The following is a 22,170-nucleotide window of genomic DNA, read 5'->3' as shown; positions in this document are numbered from 1 at the left end:
TTCGAGGCCCGCCGTCAAGAAGATCACGAATTGGTAACAATCAATGTGAGGGTTTCCTCAGGTTTGTGGACGTCCTCGCATGGCCCGTGACCCGCGGTTACGCGGTCTACTCGCGAGTCACTTTCGCGCGATCCTGTGGGAAATGTCACTCGATACCCGCTGGTAGGGGAGGGGGTCGACGGCAAACGTGAGGCTTCCCTCATGATTTTGTGCCAACCTTGACGCGCCCGGATTCGCTGACTTCGAAGCGTGTTCGAGGGGTGCCGTGGATGTCGCAGGACATCGCGCGTCAGCTCTGCCGAGGGCGGCCGACCACGACCTACCTCCCGCCAGGGAACCAGGAGAGGACTCAACTTCAGTGACGATCGACGACACTGCAGGAAACGGACGAACCTCGAGGGAGCGCAGCCAGTTCGGTTCGGATCGGGGTTCTGCCCGGTCCTCCGCACAGGGTCCGCTCGTGGACCGGCTGCGGGCGGGGGAGCCGTACGCGCTGGCGTTCGGTGGCCAGGGTGCGCCCTGGCTCAGTGCCCTCGCGGAGCTCGCGCGTGACAGCGGTCTGGAGCCGACGCTCACCGAGTTGGTGAACGAGGCGGCCGTACTCCTCGAGCCGGTCGCTCAGGATCTCCTCGTCGTCCGCCCGGTCGGATTCGACCCGATCGCGTGGATCCTCGAGCAGGAACTCGCGGACGACGAAGACACTGCCGGCACCGCCGGCCCGTCCGCCGCTGCGCTCACGTCCGCCGCGGTGTCGCTGCCCGGCGTCTTCCTGACCCAGCTCGCGGCGTTGCGTGCGCTGCAGCAGCAGGGCCTCGACCCCGCCGAGACCGCCCCGGTCGTGACGATCGGCCACTCGCAGGGTCTCATCGCGGCCGCTGCGGTGGAGGGCGGCGGTGCCGCTGACGGTGCGCTGCTCGCCACCGCCCAGCTGATCGGCGCTGCGGCCGGTCTCGTGGGCCGTCGCCGCGGCATCATCGCGACCGCCGACCGCGCGCCGATGCTGGCCGTCTCCAACGTCGATCCCGAGCGTCTCGCCGCAATCGTCGCCGAGCTGGCCGAGGGCCAGCAGCCCGAGCGTGCCGCCGTCATGGCGATCCGTAACGGCCGCCGTCGCGTCGTGCTGTCCGGCCCGCCGGCCCAGCTGGCGCGTGTGCAGCAGCGTTGTGAGCTGATCGCGGCCGACGAGACCCGTGCCCGCGACGCCAAGACCCGTGGCGGTGCGGTGTTCGCTCCGGTCTTCGAGTCGCTGTCCGTCGAGGTCGGCTTCCATCACCCGGCCCTGAACGAGGCCGTCGACATCATCGGTGGCTGGGCCACCCGCTGTGGTCTGGACCCCGAGCAGGTGCGCGCCCTCGCACAGGCCGTGCTGGTCGATCCGGTCGACTGGGTCGACGCCGTCGACGGCGCAGTCGAGTCCGGAGCCGCGTGGATCCTCGATCTGGGCCCCGGTGACCTGCTCACCCGTATGACCTCTGCAGGCCTGCGTGGCCACGGCGTCGGCATCATCGCCGCGTCCACCCGCGGCGGCCACCGCAACCTCCTCACGCCGGGCGCCGCGCCCGAGGTGCCGCGTGCGTGGAGTGAGTTCGCGCCCAAGGCAGTTCAGCTACCGAACGGCCGCGTCGCCGTCGAGACCGCGTTCACCAAGCTCACCGGCCGTTCGCCGATCCTGCTCGCAGGTATGACCCCCACGACGGTCGATCCGAAGATCGTCGCGGCCGCGGCGAACGCCGGTCACTGGGCCGAGCTGGCCGGCGGCGGCCAGGTCACGGAGCAGATCTTCGCCGACCACGTCGAGGAGCTCGAGGGTCTGCTCGAGCCGGGCCGCGCCGTGCAGTTCAACTCGATGTTCCTGGACCCATACCTGTGGAAGCTGCACGTGGGTGGCAAGCGCCTCGTGCCGCGCGCCCGGGCTGCGGGAGCCCCGTTCGACGGTGTCGTCGTCACCGCGGGCATCCCCGAGCTCGAGGAAGCCGTCTCGATCATCGAGGAGCTCACCGAGGCCGGCTTCAGCTACGTCGCGTTCAAGCCGGGCACCGTCGCGCAGATCCGTTCGGTGATCCGCATCGCCAACGAGGTGCCCGACTTCCCCGTCATCGTCCACATCGAGGGCGGCCGCGCCGGTGGTCACCACTCGTGGGAGGACCTCGACGACCTGCTGCTCGACACCTACGCCGAGCTGCGCACCCGGGAGAACCTGGTGCTCTGCGTCGGCGGCGGCATCGGCACCCCGGAGCGGGCCGCCGACTACCTGACCGGCCGCTGGTCCACCGAATACGGTTTCCCGGCAATGCCTCTCGACGGCATCCTCGTCGGTACCGCCGCGATGGCGACCCTCGAGGCCACCACCTCGCCCGAGGTCAAGCAGCTGCTGGTCGACACCCCCGGCACCCCCGACTGGGTCGGTGCGGGCACCGCCGAGGGCGGCATGGCCTCCGGTCGCAGCCAGCTCGGCGCCGACATCCACGAGATCGACAACGCCGCGTCGCGCACCGGTCGCCTGCTTGACGAGGTCGCCGGTGACGCCGAGGCCGTCGCCGCCCGCCGCGACGAGATCATCGCCGCGCTGGACGTGACCGCCAAGCCGTACTTCGGTGATGTCGCCACCATGACCTACCAGCAGTGGCTGCGCCGCTACCTCGAGCTCGCCGTCGGCGTCGACTCCCCGCGGGCGTTCGATTGCGGTGGCGACGTGCAGGACGCGATCGCCGAAGCCACGCAGTCGGTGTGGCTCGACGTCTCGTGGCGCGACCGGTTCGGCGAGATGCTCCAGCGCGCCGAGGCCCGCCTGCACCGCAACGACCGCGGACCGATCGAGACCCTGTTCGCGGATTCGGCCACGCTCGATCAGCCGTTCGCGGCGCTGTGCGCGCTCGAGGCCGCCTACCCGGACTACGCGACGACCGTGCTGCACCCGGCCGACGTCCCGTTCTTCACCGCGCTGTGCAAGACGCCCGGCAAGCCCGTCAACTTCGTGCCCGTCGTCGACGGCGACGTCCGTCGCTGGTGGCGTTCGGACTCGCTGTGGCAGGCCCACGATCCGCGCTACGGTGCCGACCAGGTGTGCGTCATCCCCGGCACCGTCGCGGTCGCCGGCATCACCCGGGTCGACGAGCCGGTCGGCGAGCTGCTCGACCGCTTCGAGAAGGCCACGGCCGACGAGCTGGTCGCGACCGGTGCCGTCCCGGCCCAGGTCGCGGGCCGTCGCCACGGCGGCTTCGGTACGGGTCTGCTCGACGCCGTCCTCACCGCTCCCGACGTGCTGTGGGCCGCGCGCCTGACGCAGAACCCGGTTCGCCGCCTCGGCGAGGTCGCCGAGTGGACCATCGAGTCCGACACCGTCGCGAGCCACGACAAGACCGGCGCCCGCCTGGTCGTCGCCGACGCCGAGCACGTCGACCTGTCGGTGCCGCTGGCACTGGGCAAGGCCGTCGAGATCCGGATCACCGTCCCGACCACGGTTCGCGACGGGGGTGCCCCGGTCGTCACCGATGCCGACGCCGAGGCGTCGATGTCCGCGCTGCTCGGTGTCGCTGCCGGACAGGAGCTTCCGGCGGTCAAGGGTGGTGTCGCGCACATCAACCTCGCGTGGACCCCGGACCTGATCGCCGACCACGCCGGTGTCACCGGCGTCGGCCTGCCGGAGACCGTGAGCACCAGCGGCAACGCGGTGCCCGACGTCGTCGTCGGCGCCTGCTGGCCGGCCGTGTTCGCCGCCTTGGGCGCGGCGACCACCACGGCGGGCGTCCACGTCATCGAGGGCATGCTCGACCTGGTCCACCTCGATCACGCCGTGCACCTCGTGGGTGAACTTCCCACGGAGACCAGCATTCTCGTGGTCCGTGCCGAGGCCGGCGAGATCGTCGACACTGACATGGGTCGCGTCGTCGAGGTTCGCGTCGAGGTCGGCGCGATGCTCGGCGAGGGCCTCGACGCCCCGGCCGTCGCGACACTCACCGAGCGCTTCGCGATCCGCGGCCGCACCGGCAAGGGTGAGCTGGCCGATCCGGCCCGCGCCGGCGGTTCGCTCGGCGACGACGTCGCCGAGACCCCGCGTCGGCGCCGCCGCGACCTGAAGATGGTCGCGCCGCGCAACATGGCGGCATTCGCCCGCGTCTCCGGTGACCACAACCCGATCCACACCTCCGACGCGGCCGCGCTGCTGGCCGGGCTCGGTAGCCCGATCGTGCACGGCATGTGGCTCTCGGCCGCGGCGCAGCAGGCGGTCACGGCCGTCGATCCGCTGTCGAAGACTCCGGCCCGTCGCCTCACCGCGTGGACCGCGCGCTTCCTCGGGATGGTCCGTCCCGGCGCCGAGATCGACGTGCGTGTCGACCGCGTCGCGACCGACCGCGGTGCCGAGATCGTCGAGGTCGGCTGCCGCGTCGACGGCGACCTGGTGATGGTCGCCACCGGCCGCACCGCGACGCCGAAGACGGTGTACGCGTTCCCCGGTCAGGGCATCCAGCGTCCGGGCATGGGCCTCGACGCCCGCGCCCGCAGCAAGGCCGCCCGCGAGGTGTGGGAGCGTGCCGACAAGCACACCCGTGAGGCCCTCGGTTTCTCGATCCTGGCCGTGGTCCGCGACAACCCGACGCTGGTCAAGGCGCGGGGCGTCGAGCACCGCCACCCGGACGGCGTGCTGCACCTGACCCAGTTCACCCAGGTCGCGATGGCGACGCTCGGTGTCGCGCAGGTTGCCGAACTCCGTGAGTCGGGCGCCTTCGTCGAGGGCTCCTACCTGGCCGGTCACTCGGTCGGCGAGTACAATGCGCTCACCGCGGTCGCCGGCGTGCTGCCGCTCGAGGCACTGCTCGAGGTCGTCTTCCAGCGCGGCTCGGCGATGCACGAGCTGGTGCCCCGCGACGGTGCGGGCCGCAGCGACTACCGCATGGCCGCGATCCGCCCGTCGCAGATCGGCGTCGCCGACGACGAGCTGCAGGCCTTCGTGGGTGGTGTCGCCGACGCGACCGGTGAATTCCTGCAGATCGTCAACCTGAACCTCAAGGGTTCGCAGTACGCGATCGCCGGTACGGTCAAGGGCCTCGAGGCGCTCGAGCGTGAGATCGACATCCGCCGTGAGGCTTTCGGCGGCAAGCGCGCATTCATCCTGGTTCCGGGTATCGATGTGCCGTTCCACTCGACCGTCCTGCGCGGCGGTGTGGACGACTTCCGCGCCAAGCTCGACGAGCTGCTGCCGCAGGACATCGACCCGTCGCTGCTGATCGGTCGCTACATCCCGAACCTGGTGCCGAAGCTGTTCAACCTCGGTCGCGACTTCGTCCAGGAGATCGCCGACCTGGTGCCGTCCGAGCAGCTGCAGGCGGTCCTCGCGGACTTCGACGGCTGGGCCGCCCGCCCGGTCGCGCTGACCCGCGTGATCCTCGTCGAGCTGCTGGCCTGGCAGTTCGCGAGCCCGGTCCGCTGGATCGAGACGCAGGACCTGCTGTTCACGGACGTGGCCGACGGTGGCCTCGGCGTCGAGCGGTTCGTCGAGATCGGTCTGGGCGCCACCCCGACCGTCGCCAACCTCGCGTCGCAGACGATGAAGCTGCCCGAGCACGCCAACGGCACGGTCGAGGTCCTCAACATCGAGCGGGAGGCGTCGGTCGTCTACAGCACCGACGTCGATCCGGCGCCGGTGGAGGACGACGAGCCCGAGACGCCGGCGGCACCCGCTGCCGCGGCGCCGGCCGCCGCTGCCCCCGTCGCGGCCCCGGCCGCGCCGGCCGGTGGTCCGCGCCCGGACGACATCGCGTTCAAGGCCGCCGACGCCACCAAGGTGCTCATCGCCCTGTGGACCAAGCTGCGCCCGGACCAGATCGGCCCCGCCGACACCATCGAGGCGCTGTGCGACGGTGTGTCCTCGCGCCGCAACCAGCTGCTCGTCGACCTCGGCTCCGAGCTGTCGCTCGGCGCGATCGACGGTGCCGCGGACGCCGACATGGGCTCGCTCGCGGTGACGGTCGATCGCCTGGCCCGTACCTACAAGCCCTTCGGCCCGGTGCTGTCGGACTCGATCAACGATCACCTGCGGAAGGTGTTCGGCCCGTCCGGTCGCCGCCCCGCCGCGATCGCGGACCGGGTCAAGAAGGTCTGGGAACTCGGCGACGGCTGGGCTCACCACGTGACCGCCGAGGTCGCGCTCGGCACCCGTGACGGCTCCAGTGTCCGCGGTGGCGCGATGGGTGGTCTGCACGAGGGTGCGATCGCCGACGGTGCCGCTGTCGATGCGCTCGTCGACGCTGCGGTGCAGTCGGTGGCGTCGCGTCGCGGTGTGGCGGTGTCGATGCCGGCCGCCGGTGGCGGTGCGGGCGGAACCGTCGACGCGGCCGCGCTCGGCGAGTTCACCGAACACATCACCGGACGCAACGGCGTGCTGGCATCCGCCGCCCGCCTGGTGCTCGAGCAGCTCGGCTTCAGCGATGCGGCCGCCGCCGCCGTCGCCACCGAGGACACCGCGCTCGTCGACCTCGTGTCGGCCGAGCTGGGTTCGGACTGGCCGCGCCTGGTCGCCCCCGCGTTCGACGGCAAGAAGGCCGTCCTGATCGACGACCGCTGGGCCACCGCTCGCGAGGATCTGGCCCGTGCATGGATCGGCGAGACCGACCTGACCGTCGAGCGTTTCGACGGTGCCGGTGCCGCCGTGGCCGCACACGCCCGGTGGTGGCAGCAGCGCGCCGCCGACGCCGGCCGAACCACGCTCGCCGAGCTCTACGGCCGCATCGCGCAGGTCGCGGTCGCCCCGATCGACGAGGTCGGTCAGTGGACCGGTGAGATCGCGGTCGTCACCGGTGCGAGCAAGGGCTCGATCGCCGCGTCGGTGGCGGGCAAGCTGCTCGGTGGCGGTGCGACGGTGGTCGTGACCACCTCGCGTCTCGACGATGCGCGACTGGGCTTCTACCGCAAGCTCTACGCCGACAACGCCCGCGCCGGTGCCGCCCTGTGGGTGGTCCCCGCGAACATGGCGTCCTACGCGGACGTCGACGCGCTCATCGACTGGGTCGGCACGGTCCAGACGGAGACCGCGGGTGGCGCGAAGAAGCTGATCAAGGAGGCGATGACTCCGACGATGCTGTTCCCGTTCGCCGCACCTCGCGTGGCCGGTGAGCTCTCCGACGCCGGCGCCCGCGCCGAGATGGAGATGCGGGTTCTGCTGTGGTCGGTGGAGCGCCTGATCGGCGGCCTGTCGAAGATCGGCTACGACAGCGACGTCGACACCCACCTGCACGTGGTGCTGCCGGGCTCGCCGAACCGCGGCCTGTTCGGCGGCGACGGCGCGTACGGCGAGTCGAAGGCCGCGCTCGACGCGGTCGTCGGACGCTGGTCGGCCGAGCGGACGTGGGCCGAGCGCGTCACGATCGTGCACGCGCTGATCGGGTGGGTGCGTGGCACCGGCCTGATGGGCGGCAACGATCCGATGGTCGAGGCCGTCGAGGCCAAGGGTGTGCGCACCTGGTCCACCGACGAGATGGCCACCGAGCTGCTCGGCTCGTGCACGGCGGACGTTCGGCGTGCCGCTGCGGACGCGCCGCGTCAGCTCGACCTGACCGGCGGGCTCGCGGAGGTCGACCTGGATCTGCCGGCCCTGGCGAAGGAGGCCGCCGAGGCGGCCGAGAACGCCGGCAAGCAGGCCGACGAGGCCGGTGTCGACGCGAATTCCATTGCGGCGCTGCCTGCTCCGCCGCGCGCGGCGGAGATGCCCGCGGTCGGCTCCTGGCCCGAACTGGACGTCGATCCGGCGGACCTGGTCGTGATCGTCGGCGCCGGTGAGCTCGGCCCGTACGGTTCGTCGCGCACCCGCTTCGAGATGGAGGTCGACGAGCAGCTCTCGGCGGCAGGCGTGCTCGAGCTGGCGTGGAACACCGGCCTGGTGACGTGGGAGAACGATCCGGTCGCGGGCTGGTACGACGCCGAGACCGGCGACCTGGTGCCGGAGGCGGAGATCGCCGACCGCTACCACGACGCCGTCGTCGAGCGGTGCGGTATCCGCACCTACGGCGACGAGGGCGCGATGGTCGACAACACGGCGCCGCTGCTGACGTCGGTCTTCATCGACAAGGACCTGTCGTTCGTGGTCGGCTCCGAGGCCGAGGCCCAGGCATTCGTCGACTCCGATCCGGAGAACACGACCGCCGCGGTCGATCCGGAGAGCGGCGACTGGACCGTCACCCGCAAGGCCGGCACCGAGATCCGCGTGCCGCGCAAGGCGAAGCTGACCCGCACGGTCGGCGGCCAGATCCCGACCGGATTCGACGTCACCACGTGGGGCATCCCCGCCGACATGGCCGGATCCGTGGACCGAGTGGGCCTGTGGAACATCGTCTCGACCGTCGACGCGTTCCTCACCGGCGGTTTCACCCCGTCCGAGCTGCTCCGTTGGGTGCATCCGGCGTTCGTCGCCAACACCCAGGGCACCGGCATGGGCGGCATGACGTCGATGCGTTCGCTGTACGTCGACACGCTGCTCGGCGAGTCCCGCGCGAACGACATCCTGCAGGAAGCCCTGCCGAATGTGATTGCGGCGCATGTCGTCCAGTCGTACGTCGGTGGCTACGGTGCGATGGTGCACCCGGTTGCGGCGTGCGCCACGGCCGCGGTGTCCGTCGAGGAGGGCGTCGACAAGATCAGGCTCGGCAAGGCCAAGCTGGTCGTCTCCGGTGGCTTCGACGACCTCGGTATCGAGGGCATCATCGGCTTCGGTGACATGTCGGCGACCGCGAAGTCGGACGAGATGACCGCCAAGGGCATCAGCGATCGCCGCTTCTCGCGGGCCAACGACCGCCGTCGCGGCGGATTCGTCGAGTCGGCCGGTGGCGGCACGATCCTGCTGGCCCGGGGCGACCTGGCCCTGGAGATGGGCCTGCCGGTCCTCGGTGTGGTCGCGTGGGCGGGTTCGTTCGCCGACGGTGTCCACACGTCGATTCCGGCTCCCGGCATCGGTGCCCTCGGCGCCGGACGCGGGGGACAGGACTCGCAGCTCGCGCTGTCGCTGAACGCGCTCGGAGTCACCGCCGACGACATCTCGGTGGTGTCCAAGCACGACACCTCGACCGCCGCGAACGACCCGAACGAGGCCGAACTGCACGAGCGTCTGGCGGCGGCCCTGGGGCGCAGCGAGGGTGCCCCGCTGTTCGTGATCTCGCAGAAGACGCTCACCGGTCACGCCAAGGGCGGAGCGGCGGCGTTCCAGCTGATCGGCCTGTGCCAGGTCCTCAGCCAGGGCGTGATCCCGCCGAACCGCAGCCTCGACTGTGTCGACGACAAGATGGCGGAGTTCTCGCACCTGGTGTGGCCGCGGACCCCGCTGCGCTTCGGCGACCAGTTCGCGCTCAAGGCCGGCCTGCTGACCAGCCTCGGCTTCGGTCACGTGTCGGGCCTGATCGCGGTGGTTCACCCGCAGGCGTTCGTCGAGTCGATCCCGGCGGACCAGCGCGAGGCCTACCTGGCGCAGGCGCAGCAGCGCACCGTCGACGGTCAGCGTCGACTGGCCGCGGCGATGTGCGGCGGCGACAGCCTGTACGAGCGTCCGGCGGATCGCCGATTCGGTGGGGACTCGGTGCCCGCCAAGGCATCCCGTCAGCTCGAGGCCGACGTTCTCCTCGCCGAGGACGCGCGCCTGGGGACCGATCACGTGTACCGCCTCGGGAATCCGGGGTGCCAGTGATGGCAGTTCTCGGAATCGGCTTCGACGTCGTCACGATCTCGGAGTTCGAGGAGCAGTTGAAGCGTCCCGGCACGGCGATGAAGTCGAGTTTCCGGCCGGGGGAGCGGCGCTACTGCGAGGCCAAGAGTGAACCGGCCCGGCACTACGCGGTGCGCTGGGCGGCGAAGGAGGCCGTGATCAAGGCGTGGGCGGCCTCGCGGTTCGCCCGGCCGCCGGCCGTCGGCGACAACGCCTACGTGCAGGTCGAGGTCGTCAACGACGCCTGGGGGCGTCCGACGATCAAGCTGCACGACGAGGCGGCGCAGTTCCTGCCGTCCGCGAAGATCCACCTGTCGCTCACCCACGACGGGGACGTCGCGGGTGCGATGGTCGTCATCGAAGAACCTGACCCGATCCAGCCCATCGGCTGATCGAGCACGGAAGAACACGAGGCCGGTCGACGGACACAATCCGTCGACCGGCCTCGTTCTGTCTGCCCTTTCGGGACATGTGGGATATCGATGGTGTGCCGACGTCTCGGTGCGCGGCGGTGGCGCAACCGATCCGGGCTACTTGGAGCGGGCTTCCTTCTCCGCCACCAGGAGGTACGCGACCATCAGCCGTTTGAGTTCGGCGACGGCGTCGCCGTGGCTCTGGCCGTCCTGCACCGAGAAGTTCAACATCGAATAGACGACGTGGACGAGGACCTCGGCCATCATCGTGCGGCGCTCGCGGGGTGTGTGCGGGGTGAGCGGTGCCAGCATCCGCGAGACCTGCTCGGCGAACTGCTTCTCGTGGATCACCCCGGTGGCCCGGGTCGACGGTGTCGACTGCATCGCCAGCCACACCTCGCGCCGCGACGGATCCGACGTCCACAGCCCGGCCATGTGATCGACGAACTTGTTGAGGAAGCGGAGCCAGTCGAGCGACGGCACCTCCCCGTTGAACGCCTCCAGCTCCTGCTGCACGCCGACGAGGTCCTGGCGGTTGAGTTCGCACACGATCACGTACTTGTTCGCGAAGAACTGGTACAGCGTGCCGATCGGCACGTCCGCCCGGGCCGCGACCTCCTCGCACGTGAACGATTCGAAGCCGACATCGACGAGCAACTCGCGTGACGAGGCCAGCAGGGCGTCGAATTTGCGGCGGCTCCGCTCCTGCGTCGGACGCTTCCGGGGCATCAGCTCCTGGGGGTCGCTCTGGACCTCCAGCGCGGGGTCCACCCTACGAGGGGGACGGCGGCTGGTAGTGGACTCCACGAGCACAGATTATCGGTCTTTGCCGTCAGATTCGACGACCTTCCCGTTCTGGTGTTTCTCGCAGTACCGCTAACGCGCGATCCGGTGCCGAGGATCGGCATCGGTGTCCGTCGTCGACCAGCGCGGGTCGATCGGTGTAATCGTCCCGACCTGGGATTCGATTTCCGCGCCCACATCGAGGAGGTGCGCTTCGTCGAAGCGGCGTCCGACCAACTGCACGCCGACCGGGAGGTCGCCAGACACACCTGTCGGTACCGACAGAGCCGGCACCCCCAGTAGAGGGATGGACATGCTCGGCCACTGCGCCTCCATCGCGGATCGCATGCTCTCGACGCTCGCGATATCCGAATCCTGACGCAACGCCAGCTCGGCCGAACCCGGAATCAACAGAGTCGGGTACTGGTCGAGAATCTGCTGCAGCTTCAGCACGAGAGTCCCACGACGGGCGTAGCCCTTGATGAAGGTCTCGAGAGACGGCTCCGGACCCCACCACGAGGCCGCGTTGTCGAGGTAGTACTGAGCGGCGGTCTGCATACCCGCATCGCCGACCTCCCGAACCAGCGGCAGTGCTGTCCGGAACTCCTGGAGCACAAGCAGATACCAGAGCCGGTAGGCCTCACCGAGCAGCGGAAGCTCGATCTCCTCGACTTCGTATCCGCGTTCCTCCAGGATCCGGCCTGCTTGCGAGAGAGCATCATCCACAGCACCCACCGGAGCGCGAACTCCTGCGTCGCGCACCAGTGCCACCCGCCGTGGATGCGAGGCACGTGCGGGCCTGGGATCACCGGGAACCAGCCAAGGATCCCGGGGGTCCCAGCCCGACATCGCGGCGAGTGCGAGCCGCGCATCCTCGACAGTTCGCGCCAACGGCCCCTCGACGCTCATCGTCTGTACCGACAACGTGCGGTCGGGGGCGTCCACGACCCTTCCGGTCGGGACCCGACCCGGGGTCGGTCGGAGACCGACGATGCCCGTGGCAAAGGCCGGGTACCGAACCGATCCGCCGATGTCGTTTCCGTGGGCGATCGGGACCATCCCGCTCGCGACAGCTGCCGATGCGCCGCCGCTGGAACCACCGGGTGTGTGGTCGCTGCTCCATGGATTACGGGTACATCCGTGCAGGTCGTTGTTGCTGAACCAACGGAAGGCGAAAGCCGGAGCGTTGCTTCGGCCGCAGAGCACGGCGCCGGACTTGCGCCACATGCCGACGGTAGGACTGTCCTCGGTCGCGACATTGTCCGCCCATGCGACTACACCATCGGTTGTTGCGGAGCCGGCGTGCTCGACGTTGATCTTCGTGACGGTGGGGACCCCGTGGAGTGGACCGAGAGCCACACCGCTACGGACCATGTCGTCGGCAAGCAGGGCTGCCGCGCGGGCCCGATCGACATCCACCTCGGTCAGTGCATTGACCGTCGGGTTCACGGTGTCGATGCGGTTCAGGCAGCTTTCCAGCACCTCGCGCGACGAAACATGCCGACTGACGACGGCCGCGCGCATCTCCGCGGCGGTCCAGCGCCAGATGTCACCGGTGTTCTGCTGCATTCTTCGGCTCCATTCCTTCAATCCAGTGTCGAGAATCCAGCGGGTCGGTCCGGCCATTCTTCGATTCCGGGCCCGCCGACAGATCCTTGCTGCTGGAGCGTAGGGGTGAGATCGACCACAAGTCTGGTCCGGCAGCGGCCAGCGCTGGTCATTGCGCGAACTGAGGGAAATCCGCGTGGAGGGTGCCCGGGCCGGAGCGTTTCACCGTGGCACCTTCTCGATCCGTGCGATACGCCGACAGACATCGCGGCGAGCCCGGGCCGAATATGTAGGCTCGTGCCTCACCACGCGAATGCGACCTGAGGTAGCACGGGCGCACGGTCCAACGAGAGGTCCATCCATGCATATCACCGAGTCGGAGCACGGCTGCGTAGTATCTGGATATCTCTACGCGACGGATGATTTCGCCAGCGAGGACAGCGTCACAATTTCGAGCGGAAACGAGACGTTCTGTGGACAGTTCAGTCCATGGAGGGCGGGCATCTTTCACGGATGCGACGTAGCGTACGACATTCCATCGGTCGTCGAGCCCACGTTCGACAGTCGCTCCGACAAGAAGTACAACGTCGGAGTGATCGCCGAGGGGCGCGGCACCTTGTCGAGGGGTTCCCGGCTCGCTCCATTCGAAGAAGGCACTCTGCTGGTGTACCCGCAACACGAGCCCTTCGTGTTCCATTTCGAATCGCCGTACCGATACGCGATTGTTCAGGTATCTGCGGATGCGCTCCGGGTCAGCCGCACGGCATTGGAAAGCCTGTCCGCAGGTACGGTAGTCGAGTCGAGCCCGTTCAGATCGGCACTGGTGTCACTGCTCACCGACGCGTACGGGTCGACATCGAAAATGTCGTCTGTCTCGCGTCATCAATTGGGTGAAACGATCTCGCATACATTGCAGGGAATCATGGGGTTCGGGCGTACCGGGGAGGCCGGACCCGGGCATGCCGATGAAATGCTCCGATCGATGATGTGCTGGATCGAGGAGAATCTCGCCGACGTGGAGCTTTCCCCGGAGTCAGTCGCGCGGGCCCATCATATCTCCGTCCGATGGGCGCATCGAGTTTTCGCCTCGAGTGGAACCACGATCGCTCGCCACATTCTCAACCGTCGCCTGGAACACGTCCGCGACGATCTCAAATCGCTTCCGACGAATTTCTCGGTCTCGAGCGTCGGTCAGAAATGGGGGATGACGGATTCCTCGCAGTTGAGTAAGGCGTTCCGTCGACGATTCGGTGTGAGCCCGAGTGAGTTCCGACGCGCATGGGCACCGCAGTGACAATGTTCGCTCACGCGGCTAAGTGGCACTGCTGTGCAGGCACTAGCGCGACGTGCGCTTGCGATACAGCGTTGTGGCGCCGACGAATCCGGCGACGGTGACGGCGGCACACCAGAGGACGGCCAGCGCGGCGCTGTTACCGATCGGGGTGCCCATCAACAGTCCCCGAACCGTTTCGATGACGGGGGTGACCGGCTGGTTCGCGGCGAACCACTGCAGCCAACTCGGCATCGTCTCGGCCGGCACGAACGCGCTGCTGACGTACGGCAGGAACAGGATGACGAACGTGAAGCCGCTCGCGGCCTCGGGATTCTTCGCGAGCAACCCGAGCGCTGTCGACAGGTACGACAGCGCGAACACGAACAACGCGATGATCCCGATCGCCCCGAGCCACCGCACGGGATCTGCGGTCGGGCGGAACCCGATCAGCAGTGCGAACGCGACGACGATCGCGGTCGTGATCATGTTGCGCACGACGCTCGCCAGCACGTGCCCGGTCAGGACCGCCGAGCGCGCGATGGGCAGGGTACGAAACCGGTCGATGATGCCGTCGGTCATGTCGCTGGAGACGCTCACCGCCGTCGTCGACGCGCCGAAGGCGGCACACAGCAGGATGATGCCAGGCACGACGTAGTCGACGTAGGCGCCACCGGTGTCGATCGCGCCACCGAACACGTAGACGAACATCACCATCAACATGAGCGGCAGGACGAGGGCCGTGATCATCGTGTCCGGGCTGCGTGAGATGTGGGTGAGATTCCGCCGCAACATCGTCCAGGAGTCCGTCACCGCGGACATCGGTTCGTGCACGGTCGGGGTCGATGCCGTCATCGGACTTCCTCCTTGCGTGCCGCGCCGGTGAGGGCGAAGAACACGTCGTCGAGATCGGGGGTGTGCAGGGTGAAACGATCGACGGACAGCCCCGGATCGTCGATGCGGTCGAGCAGTGCCTTGAGTGAGCGGACGCTGCCGTCGGTGGGGATCTGCAGTGTCGAGTTGTCGAGGTCCACGACGGCGTCGGACAGCGCCGCGCTCGCGCGAGCGAGCTGGGCCGGGTCGTGCAGCGTGACCTCCACGTGCCCACCGGGTGCCAGTTCTTTGAGCTCGTCCGCGGTTCCTTCGGCGACGATCCGGCCGGCGTCGAGGACGGCGATCCGGTCGGCGAGTTCGTCGGCCTCGTCGAGGTACTGCGTGGTGAGCAGGATGGTGGTGCCGTCGCGGACCAGCTCGCGCACCATCGCCCACATGTCCCGACGGCTCCGCGGGTCGAGCCCGGTCGTCGGCTCGTCGAGGAACAGCACGCGCGGCCGCGCGACCAGGCTCATCGCGAGGTCGAGACGTCGTCGCATGCCGCCGGAGTAGGTGTCGGCACGCTGGTTCGCGGCGCCGGTGAGGTCGAACTGCTCGAGGAGTTCGTCTGCGCGGCGTCGCGATTCGCGGCGGCCGAGGTGATGCAGATCGCCCAGGAGCACGAGATTCTCACGGCCGGTGAGCAGCGTGTCTACCGATGCGTACTGGCCGGTCACGCTGATGTCGGTGCGGACCGCACGGGCCTGTGACGGCAGCAGGTGTCCCGCTACCTCGACCCGTCCGGCGTCGAACGGCAGCAGGGTCGACAGGATTCGGACCGTGGTGGTCTTGCCCGCGCCGTTGGCCCCGAGCAGTGCGAACACGCTGCCCGAAGGCACGTGGAGATCCACGTCGTCCAGCACCGTGCGTTCGCCGAAGGTCTTCCGTAGGCCGGTGACCGAGATGGCGTGCGTGGATTGCGGTCGGTTCATGAGGCTCCCTCCCCAAAACTGTGTACGTGATACACAACTGTTTACAACATACGCAGTTTTAGGATGAGCGCAAGAGTCGGCGGGAGCGAGGAGCGGTGACGCGGATGGAGACCACTGAGGGTGCTGCACTGCCTCGGGTCGTTGAACTTGCCTGGGGGCTGGGCGAAGCCGGTAGCCGCGGCCCCAAACGGGGTCTGAGCGTGACCGAGATCCTCGACGCCGCCATCGAACTGGCCGACGACGAGGGCGTGGCGTCGCTGTCGATGGCGCGGGTCGCGAAGCGCCTGGGCTTCACCACGATGTCGCTGTACCGGTACGTCGAGAGCAAGGACGAGCTGCTCGAACTGATCTCCGACCGCGTCCTCGGCCCGCCGCCGACGATTCCGCCGACCCTGTCGTGGCGGGAGGGGCTCGAGATGTGGGCGCACGCCGAGTACGGCGCTCTCATGTGTCACCGGTGGTGGCTGCGGCTCCCGATCAACGGAGCTCCCCTGGGGCCGAACAACATGGCCTGGCTCGAGGCCGCCCTCGGATGCCTCGCGTCGACCGGGCTGCCCGAGGCGGTCAAGGTGCAGATCTCGCTCAATGTCTCGGTGCACGTCATCGGCCGGGCACGATTCGCCATCGATCTGGTCCCGGACGCGGAACCGGACAATTACGCGCGCATCCTGCCGCAGATCCTCGATCCGGCGCAGTTTCCCGCTGTGCTGTCGGCGCTGGGCAGCGGTGCGTTCGACGAGGACGACGTCGATTGGGAGCAAGCCGATTTCCGGTTCGCGCTGTCGCTGCTCCTCGACGGCGTCGAACGGCTCGTGGCGCAGTACGACTCCTAGCGTGCAGTACGCAACGTCTGCGGTCTCCGGATCGTAGGCTCGGATGCGACCCGTCGAGATTGCTGGAGGTGGCCGTGGTGGTGCAGACGTCGGACGAGATCCGGGCCCGGGTCCGGGAGTTGATGCCGACCGCGCGTGACGAACTCGCCGCGCTCGTGGCGTTCCGGTCCATCGCGGATCCGCGGCAGGCCCCGCCCGAGCAGTGTGCCGGCGCCGCGAACTGGGTCGCCGACGCGTTCCGGGCGGCCGGGATCGGCCACGTCGAACTGATCGAGACGTCCGACGGTTCACACGCGGTCGTCGGGCATCAGCCGGGACCCGAAGGCGCGCCGACGGTGCTGCTGTACAGCCACTACGACGTCCAGCCGGCGGGCGACGAGGCACTGTGGGCGACGCCGCCGTTCGAACTCACCGAGCGCGACGGCCGGTGGTACGGACGCGGCGCCGCGGACTGCAAGGGCAACGTCGTCATGCACCTGCTGGCACTGCGGGCGCTGGCAGGGACGGGGGAGTCGGGGCAGCCGCTACCGGTCGGGATCCGCATCGTGTCGGAGGGCTCCGAGGAGATGGGGGCCGGGGGACTCGAGGACCTGGTCGAGCAGCGGCCCGAACTGTTCGCCGCAGACGTCGTCGTGATCGCCGACACCGGCAACGTCGCGGTCGGCCGGCCCACCCTCACGACCAGTCTGCGGGGAATCGCGAACGTCGTGGTGCATGTGGAAACCCTCGCGGGCGAACTGCATTCGGGCATGTACGGCGGATCGGCGCCGGACGCCCTGGCGGCGCTCGTGCAGATGCTGTCCACCCTGCGGGACCACGGCGGCAACACCGTCGTCGACGGCCTCGACACCGCCCAGGACTGGGACGGCGTGGAGTACCCGGAGGAGCAGTTCCGAGCGGACGCCGGTGTGCTCGACGGGGTCCGACTCACCGGTTCGGGCTCGGTTGCGGACGCGGTGTGGGCGCGACCGGCGCTGACGATCCTCGGGATCGATGCGCCGCCGGTCGTGGGGTCCGCGGCGGCGATCCAGCCGCGGGCGTCGGCCCGGCTCAATCTGCGGGTACCGGCGGGCATGGATCCGCTCGGGGCGCAGAACGCGCTCATCGCGCATCTCGAGAAGGCGGCGCCGTGGGGTGCCCGGGTGACGGTGGAACGCGAGGCGGTGGGGTCGCCGTTCCGGGCGAAGACGTCCGGACCCGGCTACACCGCTCTGAAAGCCGCACTGGCGGAGGCATTCGGTACCGACGTCGCGGTGGCGGGGCAGGGCGGCACGATCCCGCTGTGCAATGTCGTGGCCGGACAGTTTCCCGATGCCGAGATCGTACTGATGGGTGTCGAGGAACCACGGGCGCTGATCCATGCGCCCAACGAGAGCGTGGATCCGTCGGAGATCGAGAATCTGGCCGTCGCCGAGGCCCTGTTCCTGCAGGGCCTCGGCTGACGGATCGGCCTCAGACCGACAGATCGCGGCGGAGCTTGGCGACGTGTCCGGTGGCGCGCACGTTGTACTGCGCGACCTCGATCTTGCCGTCCTCGTCGACGAGGAACGTCGAGCGGATGACGCCTTGGACGACCTTGCCGTACATCTTCTTCTCGCCGAACGCGCCCCAGGCGGTGAGCGTCGCCTTCTCGGGATCCGACAGCAGCGGGAAGGTCAGTCCCTCGTTGTCGCGGAACTTCGCGAGCTTGGCGGGCTTGTCGGGGGAGATGCCGACGACGTCCAGGCCGGCCTCGGTGAGCTCGGCGAGGCTGTCACGGAAGTCGCACGCCTGCTTGGTGCACCCCGGCGTGCTCGCAGCGGGGTAGAAGTACACGATCACCTTGCGGCCACGGTAGTCGGCGAGCGACACCTCGTTGCCGTCGGCGTCGGGCAGGGTGAAGTCGGGTGCGATGTCGCCGGGGGCGAGCCTGTTCTCGGTCACAGCGACTGAGGCTACCGAAGGCGCCCGACGCCTGTGGTCGGCCGAGGGCGGGCTCGGATGGGGTCGGATGGGCACAGACGGTCTCGGGGGAGGTCCGCGCGACGCCCCGCAGTGCCTTCTGCTCTACGGTTGTGTCGAGCTGTGCCGGTAGCGTGACCGGCACAGCAGCGTCACAGCCGCACCGATTCGAACCAGTTGGAGGACACGTGCCCAGGGACACCGAGAGCATCGAGCGGGACATCGAGAACGCCCGCAATCAACTCGCGCAGACACTCGACGTGCTCGCCGTCCGCACCAACCCCAAGCGGCTCGTCGAGACCACCAAGCAGAGCGTCCTCGCGAAGTTGAACGAGCCGGCCGTGAAGGCAGCGCTCATCGGTGCCGGTGCTGTCGTGGGGCTGCTGGTGCTGCGCAAGATCTTCCGCTGACCGACCGGCGCCTCGAACGGGACGTCGGGTCGCGCGCTCCCGTGGAGCGGGTGACCTGACGTCCCGTTCGTCGTTCGGGCATCGGGCGCACATCCACGGCCCGAAACGAGGAAAGGCCCCCGCACGTGAAGTGCGGGGGCCTTTCTCGGTGCGCCCACAGGGACTCGAACCCCGGACCCAGTGATTAAGAGTCACTTGCTCTACCAACTGAGCTATAGGCGCCAACCCATTGCTAGCGTACTAGCGTGCGCCGCCAGGGACTCGAACCCCGAACCCAGTGATTAAGAGTCACTTGCTCTGCCAGTTGAGCTAGCGGCGCATTTGCCCTGCGAGGTGTCCCTCGCTCGGTGCGAGGAGAACATTAACGGACCGATTCGAGCGAAAGCAAATCAGTGGTCCAGTAACCCTCGAGCCGCAGGTGGCGATTGGTATTCGACCGTTACTCATGGGCCCGGCACGTCGCGGAGGTCGCTTCCGTGAACCTGGCATCATGCAGTGGCACGGGTGCCGCAGGGATTTGTCGGGTCGGCACACGAGTGGGGTGGGTCGAAGGGGCTTGCCTCGGTAGTTGTGCAGTGTGAAGTGGGGTTTTCATGAAGATCAGTCGCGGTGAGGGTCGTCGGCGCGGGGGTGGGGCGACGAGATCGAAGATGCCTGCCGCCGCGGCAGTTGTCGCAGCAGCCCTGGGGGTGGTGATGCTCGTCACGGGATGCACCATTTCGACCGGCGCGGCCGGGGCCACCACTTCCGGTGCGGGGCCGGTCGACTCCAATCCGCTCCTCGCGCTGATCCAGCCGAAGCTCACCACCGCCGTAGCGGACGGCGCCGTCGGGTTCTCGCCCGGCGACCCGGTGACGGTCCGCGTGGCCGACGGCCGGTTGGCGGACGTCGAGCTGCGCAACCCGGAAGGTAAGGCGGTCGCCGGCGCCGTGGCGCCGGACGGACTGTCCTGGACCAACACCGAACCGCTCGGATACAACCGCAAGTACACGCTCCGGGCCGACGCGTACGGGCTCGGCGGGTCGACGTCGACCACCCTGTCGTTCACGACCAGCGCCCCCGGGAATCTCACCAAGCCGTACGTGATGCCCGGCGACGGCAGTGTCGTCGGCATCGGTCAGCCTGTCGCGATCCAGTTCGACGAGAACATTCCCGACCGAAAGGCTGCGGAGGCCGCGATCGAGGTCGTCACGGTGCCGCCGGTCGAGGGCGCCTTCTACTGGCTCAACAACCGAGAGGTGCGCTGGCGGCCGCAGAACTATTGGGCGCCGGGGACCACGGTCACCGTCGACGTCAAGGCGTACGGCCGAGACCTCGGTAAGGGACTGTTCGGGCAGGAGGACGTGCACTCGTCGTTCACGATCGGCGATGCCGTCGTCATCACCGCGGACGACGACACCAAGCAGGTCACCGTCAACGTGTCCGGTCGTGACGTCAAGACGATGCCGACGTCGATGGGCAAGAACAGCACTCCTACGGACAACGGCGTCTACATCATCGGAGACCGCTTCGACCACCTCGTGATGGATTCGTCGACCTACGGCGTTCCGGTGAACTCGCCGGACGGATACAAGACGCCCGTCGACTGGGCCACTCGAATGTCGTACAGCGGCATCTTCTTCCACTCCGCACCGTGGTCCATCGGCGAGCAGGGGAATACCAACACCAGCCACGGCTGCCTGAATCTGAGCCCGGCCAACGCGAAATGGATCTACGACAACACCAAGCGCGGCGACATCGTCCTCGTCGAGAACACCGTGGGCGGCACCCTGTCCGGCACCGACGGACTCGGCGACTGGAACATCCCCTGGGAGACCTGGCGAGCGGGTAACGCGTAGCGGGCGATTATTCTGGGTGTGACCGAATCGTCCGAAGGAACGGGAGCTGAGCGTGGTAACGGTGGGAGTCGGGGATCTCGTTCAGGCGGCGGGCCATGCGGGCCCGTGGACTGTTCTCGAGGTCCGGCACGGCATGGCATTGCTCGAGCACGCGGATGGGCACCGGCTCTCGCGTCGGACGACCACGCTGACCGTGGTGCGTAAGGCTGAACCGGGTGCGCGCGCCACGCGGTCGGCCGACGACGCGGGCGCCGGCGACGCGCCGACGCTTTTCGACTAGTACCCGTCGCGACCGCATGATCGCGGCGTGAGACGCAGCAAGAAGCGGCCGGCACCCATCGGGTGCCGGCCGCTTCTCGTGGAACAGTCTGTGTGTCGACCTCTACGCGGGGAAGAGGGCGTTCAGCGCGCCCACCAGACCCAGGATTGCACCGACGCCGGCGAGAACGCCGCCGATGCCGCTGACGACCGGCTGGATCTGCTTGATCAGGGCGAGGTCGGCCTCGGAAGAACCCATTGTGAAGCTCCTTCATGTGATGCGAATCGGGGAATGTGGCATGGGTCATGCCGTTGCATCAGAGATGCTGTGGGTCACAGTAGGGGCCGGATGAACAAACGGTTAATTGGAGGTCCCACTCAGTGGGACTTGCGAGTTTTTCCTGTTCAGGGCGATTTGTGTGTGTCGCCGAGTACTTGAAACGTGAACTGCATCACTTCCGTCCCCTCGGTCTCGCGTTTTGCGCACTTGTCGGTGTTTTCGGGGCCTCTCCGGCATCGATAAGTGCGCAAAACGCGGGGGAGGGCGGAGCGGGGCTCGGGAACGAGAAAAGCCCCCGGCAATGCCGGGGGCTTCTCTTCGGGGTGACTGACGGGACTCGAACCCGCGACAGCCAGGATCACAACCTGGTGCTCTACCAACTGAACTACAGTCACCATCACTGTCGCTTCCGGCGGAACCGGTTGCTGCAGCGAGATGAATACTAGCCTGTCGATCGAGGAAAGTGCCAATCGGCTGGTCAGGCCGGTCCCAGCTCCTTCGCTACGGCCGCGATCTCGGTGGTCGAGGGACCCGGATCCGCGACAAAGGCCGTGCGCCGGTAGTACTGCAGTTCGCGGATCGACTCCTTGATGTCCGCGAGCGCGCGATGCGACAGGCCCTTCTCCGGCTGACCGAAGTAGATCCGCGGATACCAACGCCGGCACAGCTCCTTGATCGAGCTGACGTCGATCATGCGGTAGTGCAGGTGGGCGTCGAGTTCGGGCATGTCCCGGGCGATGAAGCCCCGATCGGTCGCGATCGAGTTGCCCGCGAGGGGCACCGTGCCCGCGACGGGAACGTGCTCGCGGATGTACGCCAGCACCATCTGCTCGGCCTCGGCGAGCGTCACCGTGGAGGCGCGCACCTCCTCGGTCAGCCCCGACTTCGCATGCATCTGGGTCACGACGTCCGGCATGTCCGCCAGAGCGTCGTCGTCGGCGTGGATCACGATGTCCACACCTTCGCCCAGGATGTTGAGGTCGCTGTCGGTCACCAATGCCGCGATCTCGATGAGCTTGTCCGTACCGAGCCGAAGGCCCGTCATTTCACAATCGATCCATACCAGTTTGTCCTGCACGAGAAACACAGTAGTCAGGCCCGGGCGG

15 protein-coding genes and 3 tRNA genes are annotated in these 22,170 nt (G+C 68.4%); 8 read left to right on the top strand and 10 right to left on the bottom strand.

The genetic code is table 11. The features are described from left to right. Positions 1–358: 358 nt before the first annotated feature. Together AC1RIF_RS15260 and acpS are read left to right on the top strand one after the other, a co-directional pair. Complete coding sequence (locus AC1RIF_RS15260) at positions 359–9,667, top strand: fatty acid synthase subunit beta domain-containing protein (RefSeq protein ID WP_492602192.1); 9,309 nt, start codon at positions 359–361, stop codon at positions 9,665–9,667. Next, positions 9,667–10,077 carry a holo-ACP synthase AcpS gene (gene acpS, locus AC1RIF_RS15255; RefSeq protein WP_492602191.1) on the top strand — a complete coding sequence of 137 codons (411 nt, stop codon included), beginning with the start codon at positions 9,667–9,669 and terminating at the stop codon, positions 10,075–10,077. Before AC1RIF_RS15260 ends, acpS begins: the two co-directional genes overlap by 1 nt. A 138-nt stretch (positions 10,078–10,215) precedes the next feature. Here acpS and AC1RIF_RS15250 read toward each other — a convergent pair whose 3' ends face one another. Beyond that, a complete protein-coding gene (locus AC1RIF_RS15250) occupies positions 10,216–10,869 on the bottom strand; it encodes a TetR/AcrR family transcriptional regulator (protein WP_492602190.1) in 654 nt (217 codons plus the stop codon). A gap of 105 nt (positions 10,870–10,974) precedes the next feature. Continuing rightward, positions 10,975–12,450: an amidase gene (locus AC1RIF_RS15245; RefSeq protein ID WP_492602189.1), complete on the bottom strand. Its 1,476-nt coding sequence runs from the start codon at positions 12,448–12,450 to the stop codon at positions 10,975–10,977. 340 nt (positions 12,451–12,790) lie between these two features. Between AC1RIF_RS15245 and AC1RIF_RS15240 the strand changes: the two genes are divergently transcribed. Beyond that, positions 12,791–13,723, top strand: a complete 933-nt coding sequence (locus AC1RIF_RS15240) for a helix-turn-helix domain-containing protein (protein ID WP_492602188.1) — start codon at positions 12,791–12,793, stop codon at positions 13,721–13,723. Positions 13,724–13,765: 42 nt separating this feature from the next. Here AC1RIF_RS15240 and AC1RIF_RS15235 read toward each other — a convergent pair whose 3' ends face one another. Together AC1RIF_RS15235 and AC1RIF_RS15230 are read right to left on the bottom strand one after the other, a co-directional pair. Continuing rightward, positions 13,766–14,554 (bottom strand): ABC transporter permease, encoded by a 789-nt coding sequence (locus AC1RIF_RS15235; protein ID WP_492602187.1) that lies wholly within the window; start codon positions 14,552–14,554, stop codon positions 13,766–13,768. Beyond that, entirely contained in the window at positions 14,551–15,504 is a 954-nt protein-coding gene (locus AC1RIF_RS15230; RefSeq protein ID WP_492602186.1) for an ATP-binding cassette domain-containing protein, read from the bottom strand. Before AC1RIF_RS15230 ends, AC1RIF_RS15235 begins: the two co-directional genes overlap by 4 nt. 104 nt (positions 15,505–15,608) lie before the next feature. On the opposite strand from AC1RIF_RS15230, the gene AC1RIF_RS15225 reads away from it, so the two are divergent. Together AC1RIF_RS15225 and AC1RIF_RS15220 are read left to right on the top strand one after the other, a co-directional pair. After that, positions 15,609–16,337, top strand: coding sequence for a TetR/AcrR family transcriptional regulator (locus AC1RIF_RS15225; RefSeq protein WP_492602185.1), 729 nt, complete (start codon positions 15,609–15,611; stop codon positions 16,335–16,337). 74 nt (positions 16,338–16,411) lie between these two features. Further along, positions 16,412–17,779 (top strand): dipeptidase, encoded by a 1,368-nt coding sequence (locus AC1RIF_RS15220; RefSeq protein WP_492602184.1) that lies wholly within the window; start codon positions 16,412–16,414, stop codon positions 17,777–17,779. Between the two features lie 10 nt (positions 17,780–17,789). Here AC1RIF_RS15220 and bcp read toward each other — a convergent pair whose 3' ends face one another. Beyond that, a complete protein-coding gene (bcp, locus tag AC1RIF_RS15215; RefSeq protein WP_492602183.1) occupies positions 17,790–18,260 on the bottom strand; it encodes a thioredoxin-dependent thiol peroxidase in 471 nt (156 codons plus the stop codon). Between the two features lie 206 nt (positions 18,261–18,466). Here bcp and AC1RIF_RS15210 point away from each other — a divergent pair, with 206 nt between their 5' ends. Then, on the top strand, positions 18,467–18,688 hold the full coding sequence (locus tag AC1RIF_RS15210; protein ID WP_031936604.1) for a DUF3618 domain-containing protein: 222 nt from the start codon (positions 18,467–18,469) through the stop codon (positions 18,686–18,688). 149 nt (positions 18,689–18,837) lie between these two features. On the opposite strand, the gene AC1RIF_RS15205 is transcribed toward AC1RIF_RS15210, so the two are convergent. Next, positions 18,838–18,910 (bottom strand) — tRNA-Lys (locus tag AC1RIF_RS15205). A 24-nt stretch (positions 18,911–18,934) separates the two neighbouring features. Then, positions 18,935–19,007: transfer RNA gene (locus AC1RIF_RS15200), tRNA-Lys, on the bottom strand. Between the two features lie 331 nt (positions 19,008–19,338). Here AC1RIF_RS15200 and AC1RIF_RS15195 point away from each other — a divergent pair. Beyond that, positions 19,339–20,526, top strand: coding sequence for a L,D-transpeptidase (locus AC1RIF_RS15195; RefSeq protein ID WP_492602182.1), 1,188 nt, complete (start codon positions 19,339–19,341; stop codon positions 20,524–20,526). Positions 20,527–20,572: 46 nt separating this feature from the next. Then, the gene (locus tag AC1RIF_RS15190; protein WP_492602371.1) at positions 20,573–20,806 is read left to right on the top strand and encodes a hypothetical protein; all 234 of its coding nucleotides are present in this window, start codon (positions 20,573–20,575) and stop codon (positions 20,804–20,806) included. A 102-nt stretch (positions 20,807–20,908) separates the two neighbouring features. On the opposite strand, the gene AC1RIF_RS15185 is transcribed toward AC1RIF_RS15190, so the two are convergent. From AC1RIF_RS15185 to orn, 3 genes are all read right to left on the bottom strand, one after another. Further along, on the bottom strand, positions 20,909–21,043 hold the full coding sequence (locus tag AC1RIF_RS15185) for a hypothetical protein (RefSeq protein WP_492602181.1): 135 nt from the start codon (positions 21,041–21,043) through the stop codon (positions 20,909–20,911). Positions 21,044–21,386: 343 nt separating this feature from the next. Then, positions 21,387–21,459, bottom strand: a tRNA-His gene (locus AC1RIF_RS15180). 83 nt (positions 21,460–21,542) lie between these two features. After that, a complete protein-coding gene (gene orn, locus AC1RIF_RS15175; RefSeq protein WP_492602180.1) occupies positions 21,543–22,142 on the bottom strand; it encodes an oligoribonuclease in 600 nt (199 codons plus the stop codon). Between the last annotated feature and the right edge of the window lie 28 nt (positions 22,143–22,170).

It is taken from the genome of Prescottella sp. GW823-FHT02E09 (assembly GCF_058797375.1).
Note: the sequence above shows the minus strand (reverse complement) of the source record. Positions and strands in the feature narration are given on the sequence as shown.

What these genes read in the sequence shown, in the direction of transcription:
- AC1RIF_RS15230 (WP_492602186.1), bottom strand. Translation starts at nt 15,504, where the DNA reads ATGAACCGACCGCAATCCACGCACGCCATCTCGGTCACCGGCCTACGG.
- AC1RIF_RS15195 (WP_492602182.1), top strand. Translation starts at nt 19,339, where the DNA reads ATGCCTGCCGCCGCGGCAGTTGTCGCAGCAGCCCTGGGGGTGGTGATG.
- AC1RIF_RS15185 (WP_492602181.1), bottom strand. Translation starts at nt 21,043, where the DNA reads ATGGGTTCTTCCGAGGCCGACCTCGCCCTGATCAAGCAGATCCAGCCG.
- AC1RIF_RS15245 (WP_492602189.1), bottom strand. Translation starts at nt 12,450, where the DNA reads ATGCAGCAGAACACCGGTGACATCTGGCGCTGGACCGCCGCGGAGATG.
- acpS (WP_492602191.1), top strand. Translation starts at nt 9,667, where the DNA reads ATGGCAGTTCTCGGAATCGGCTTCGACGTCGTCACGATCTCGGAGTTC.
- AC1RIF_RS15240 (WP_492602188.1), top strand. Translation starts at nt 12,791, where the DNA reads ATGCATATCACCGAGTCGGAGCACGGCTGCGTAGTATCTGGATATCTC.
- AC1RIF_RS15225 (WP_492602185.1), top strand. Translation starts at nt 15,609, where the DNA reads ATGGAGACCACTGAGGGTGCTGCACTGCCTCGGGTCGTTGAACTTGCC.
- AC1RIF_RS15235 (WP_492602187.1), bottom strand. Translation starts at nt 14,554, where the DNA reads ATGACGGCATCGACCCCGACCGTGCACGAACCGATGTCCGCGGTGACG.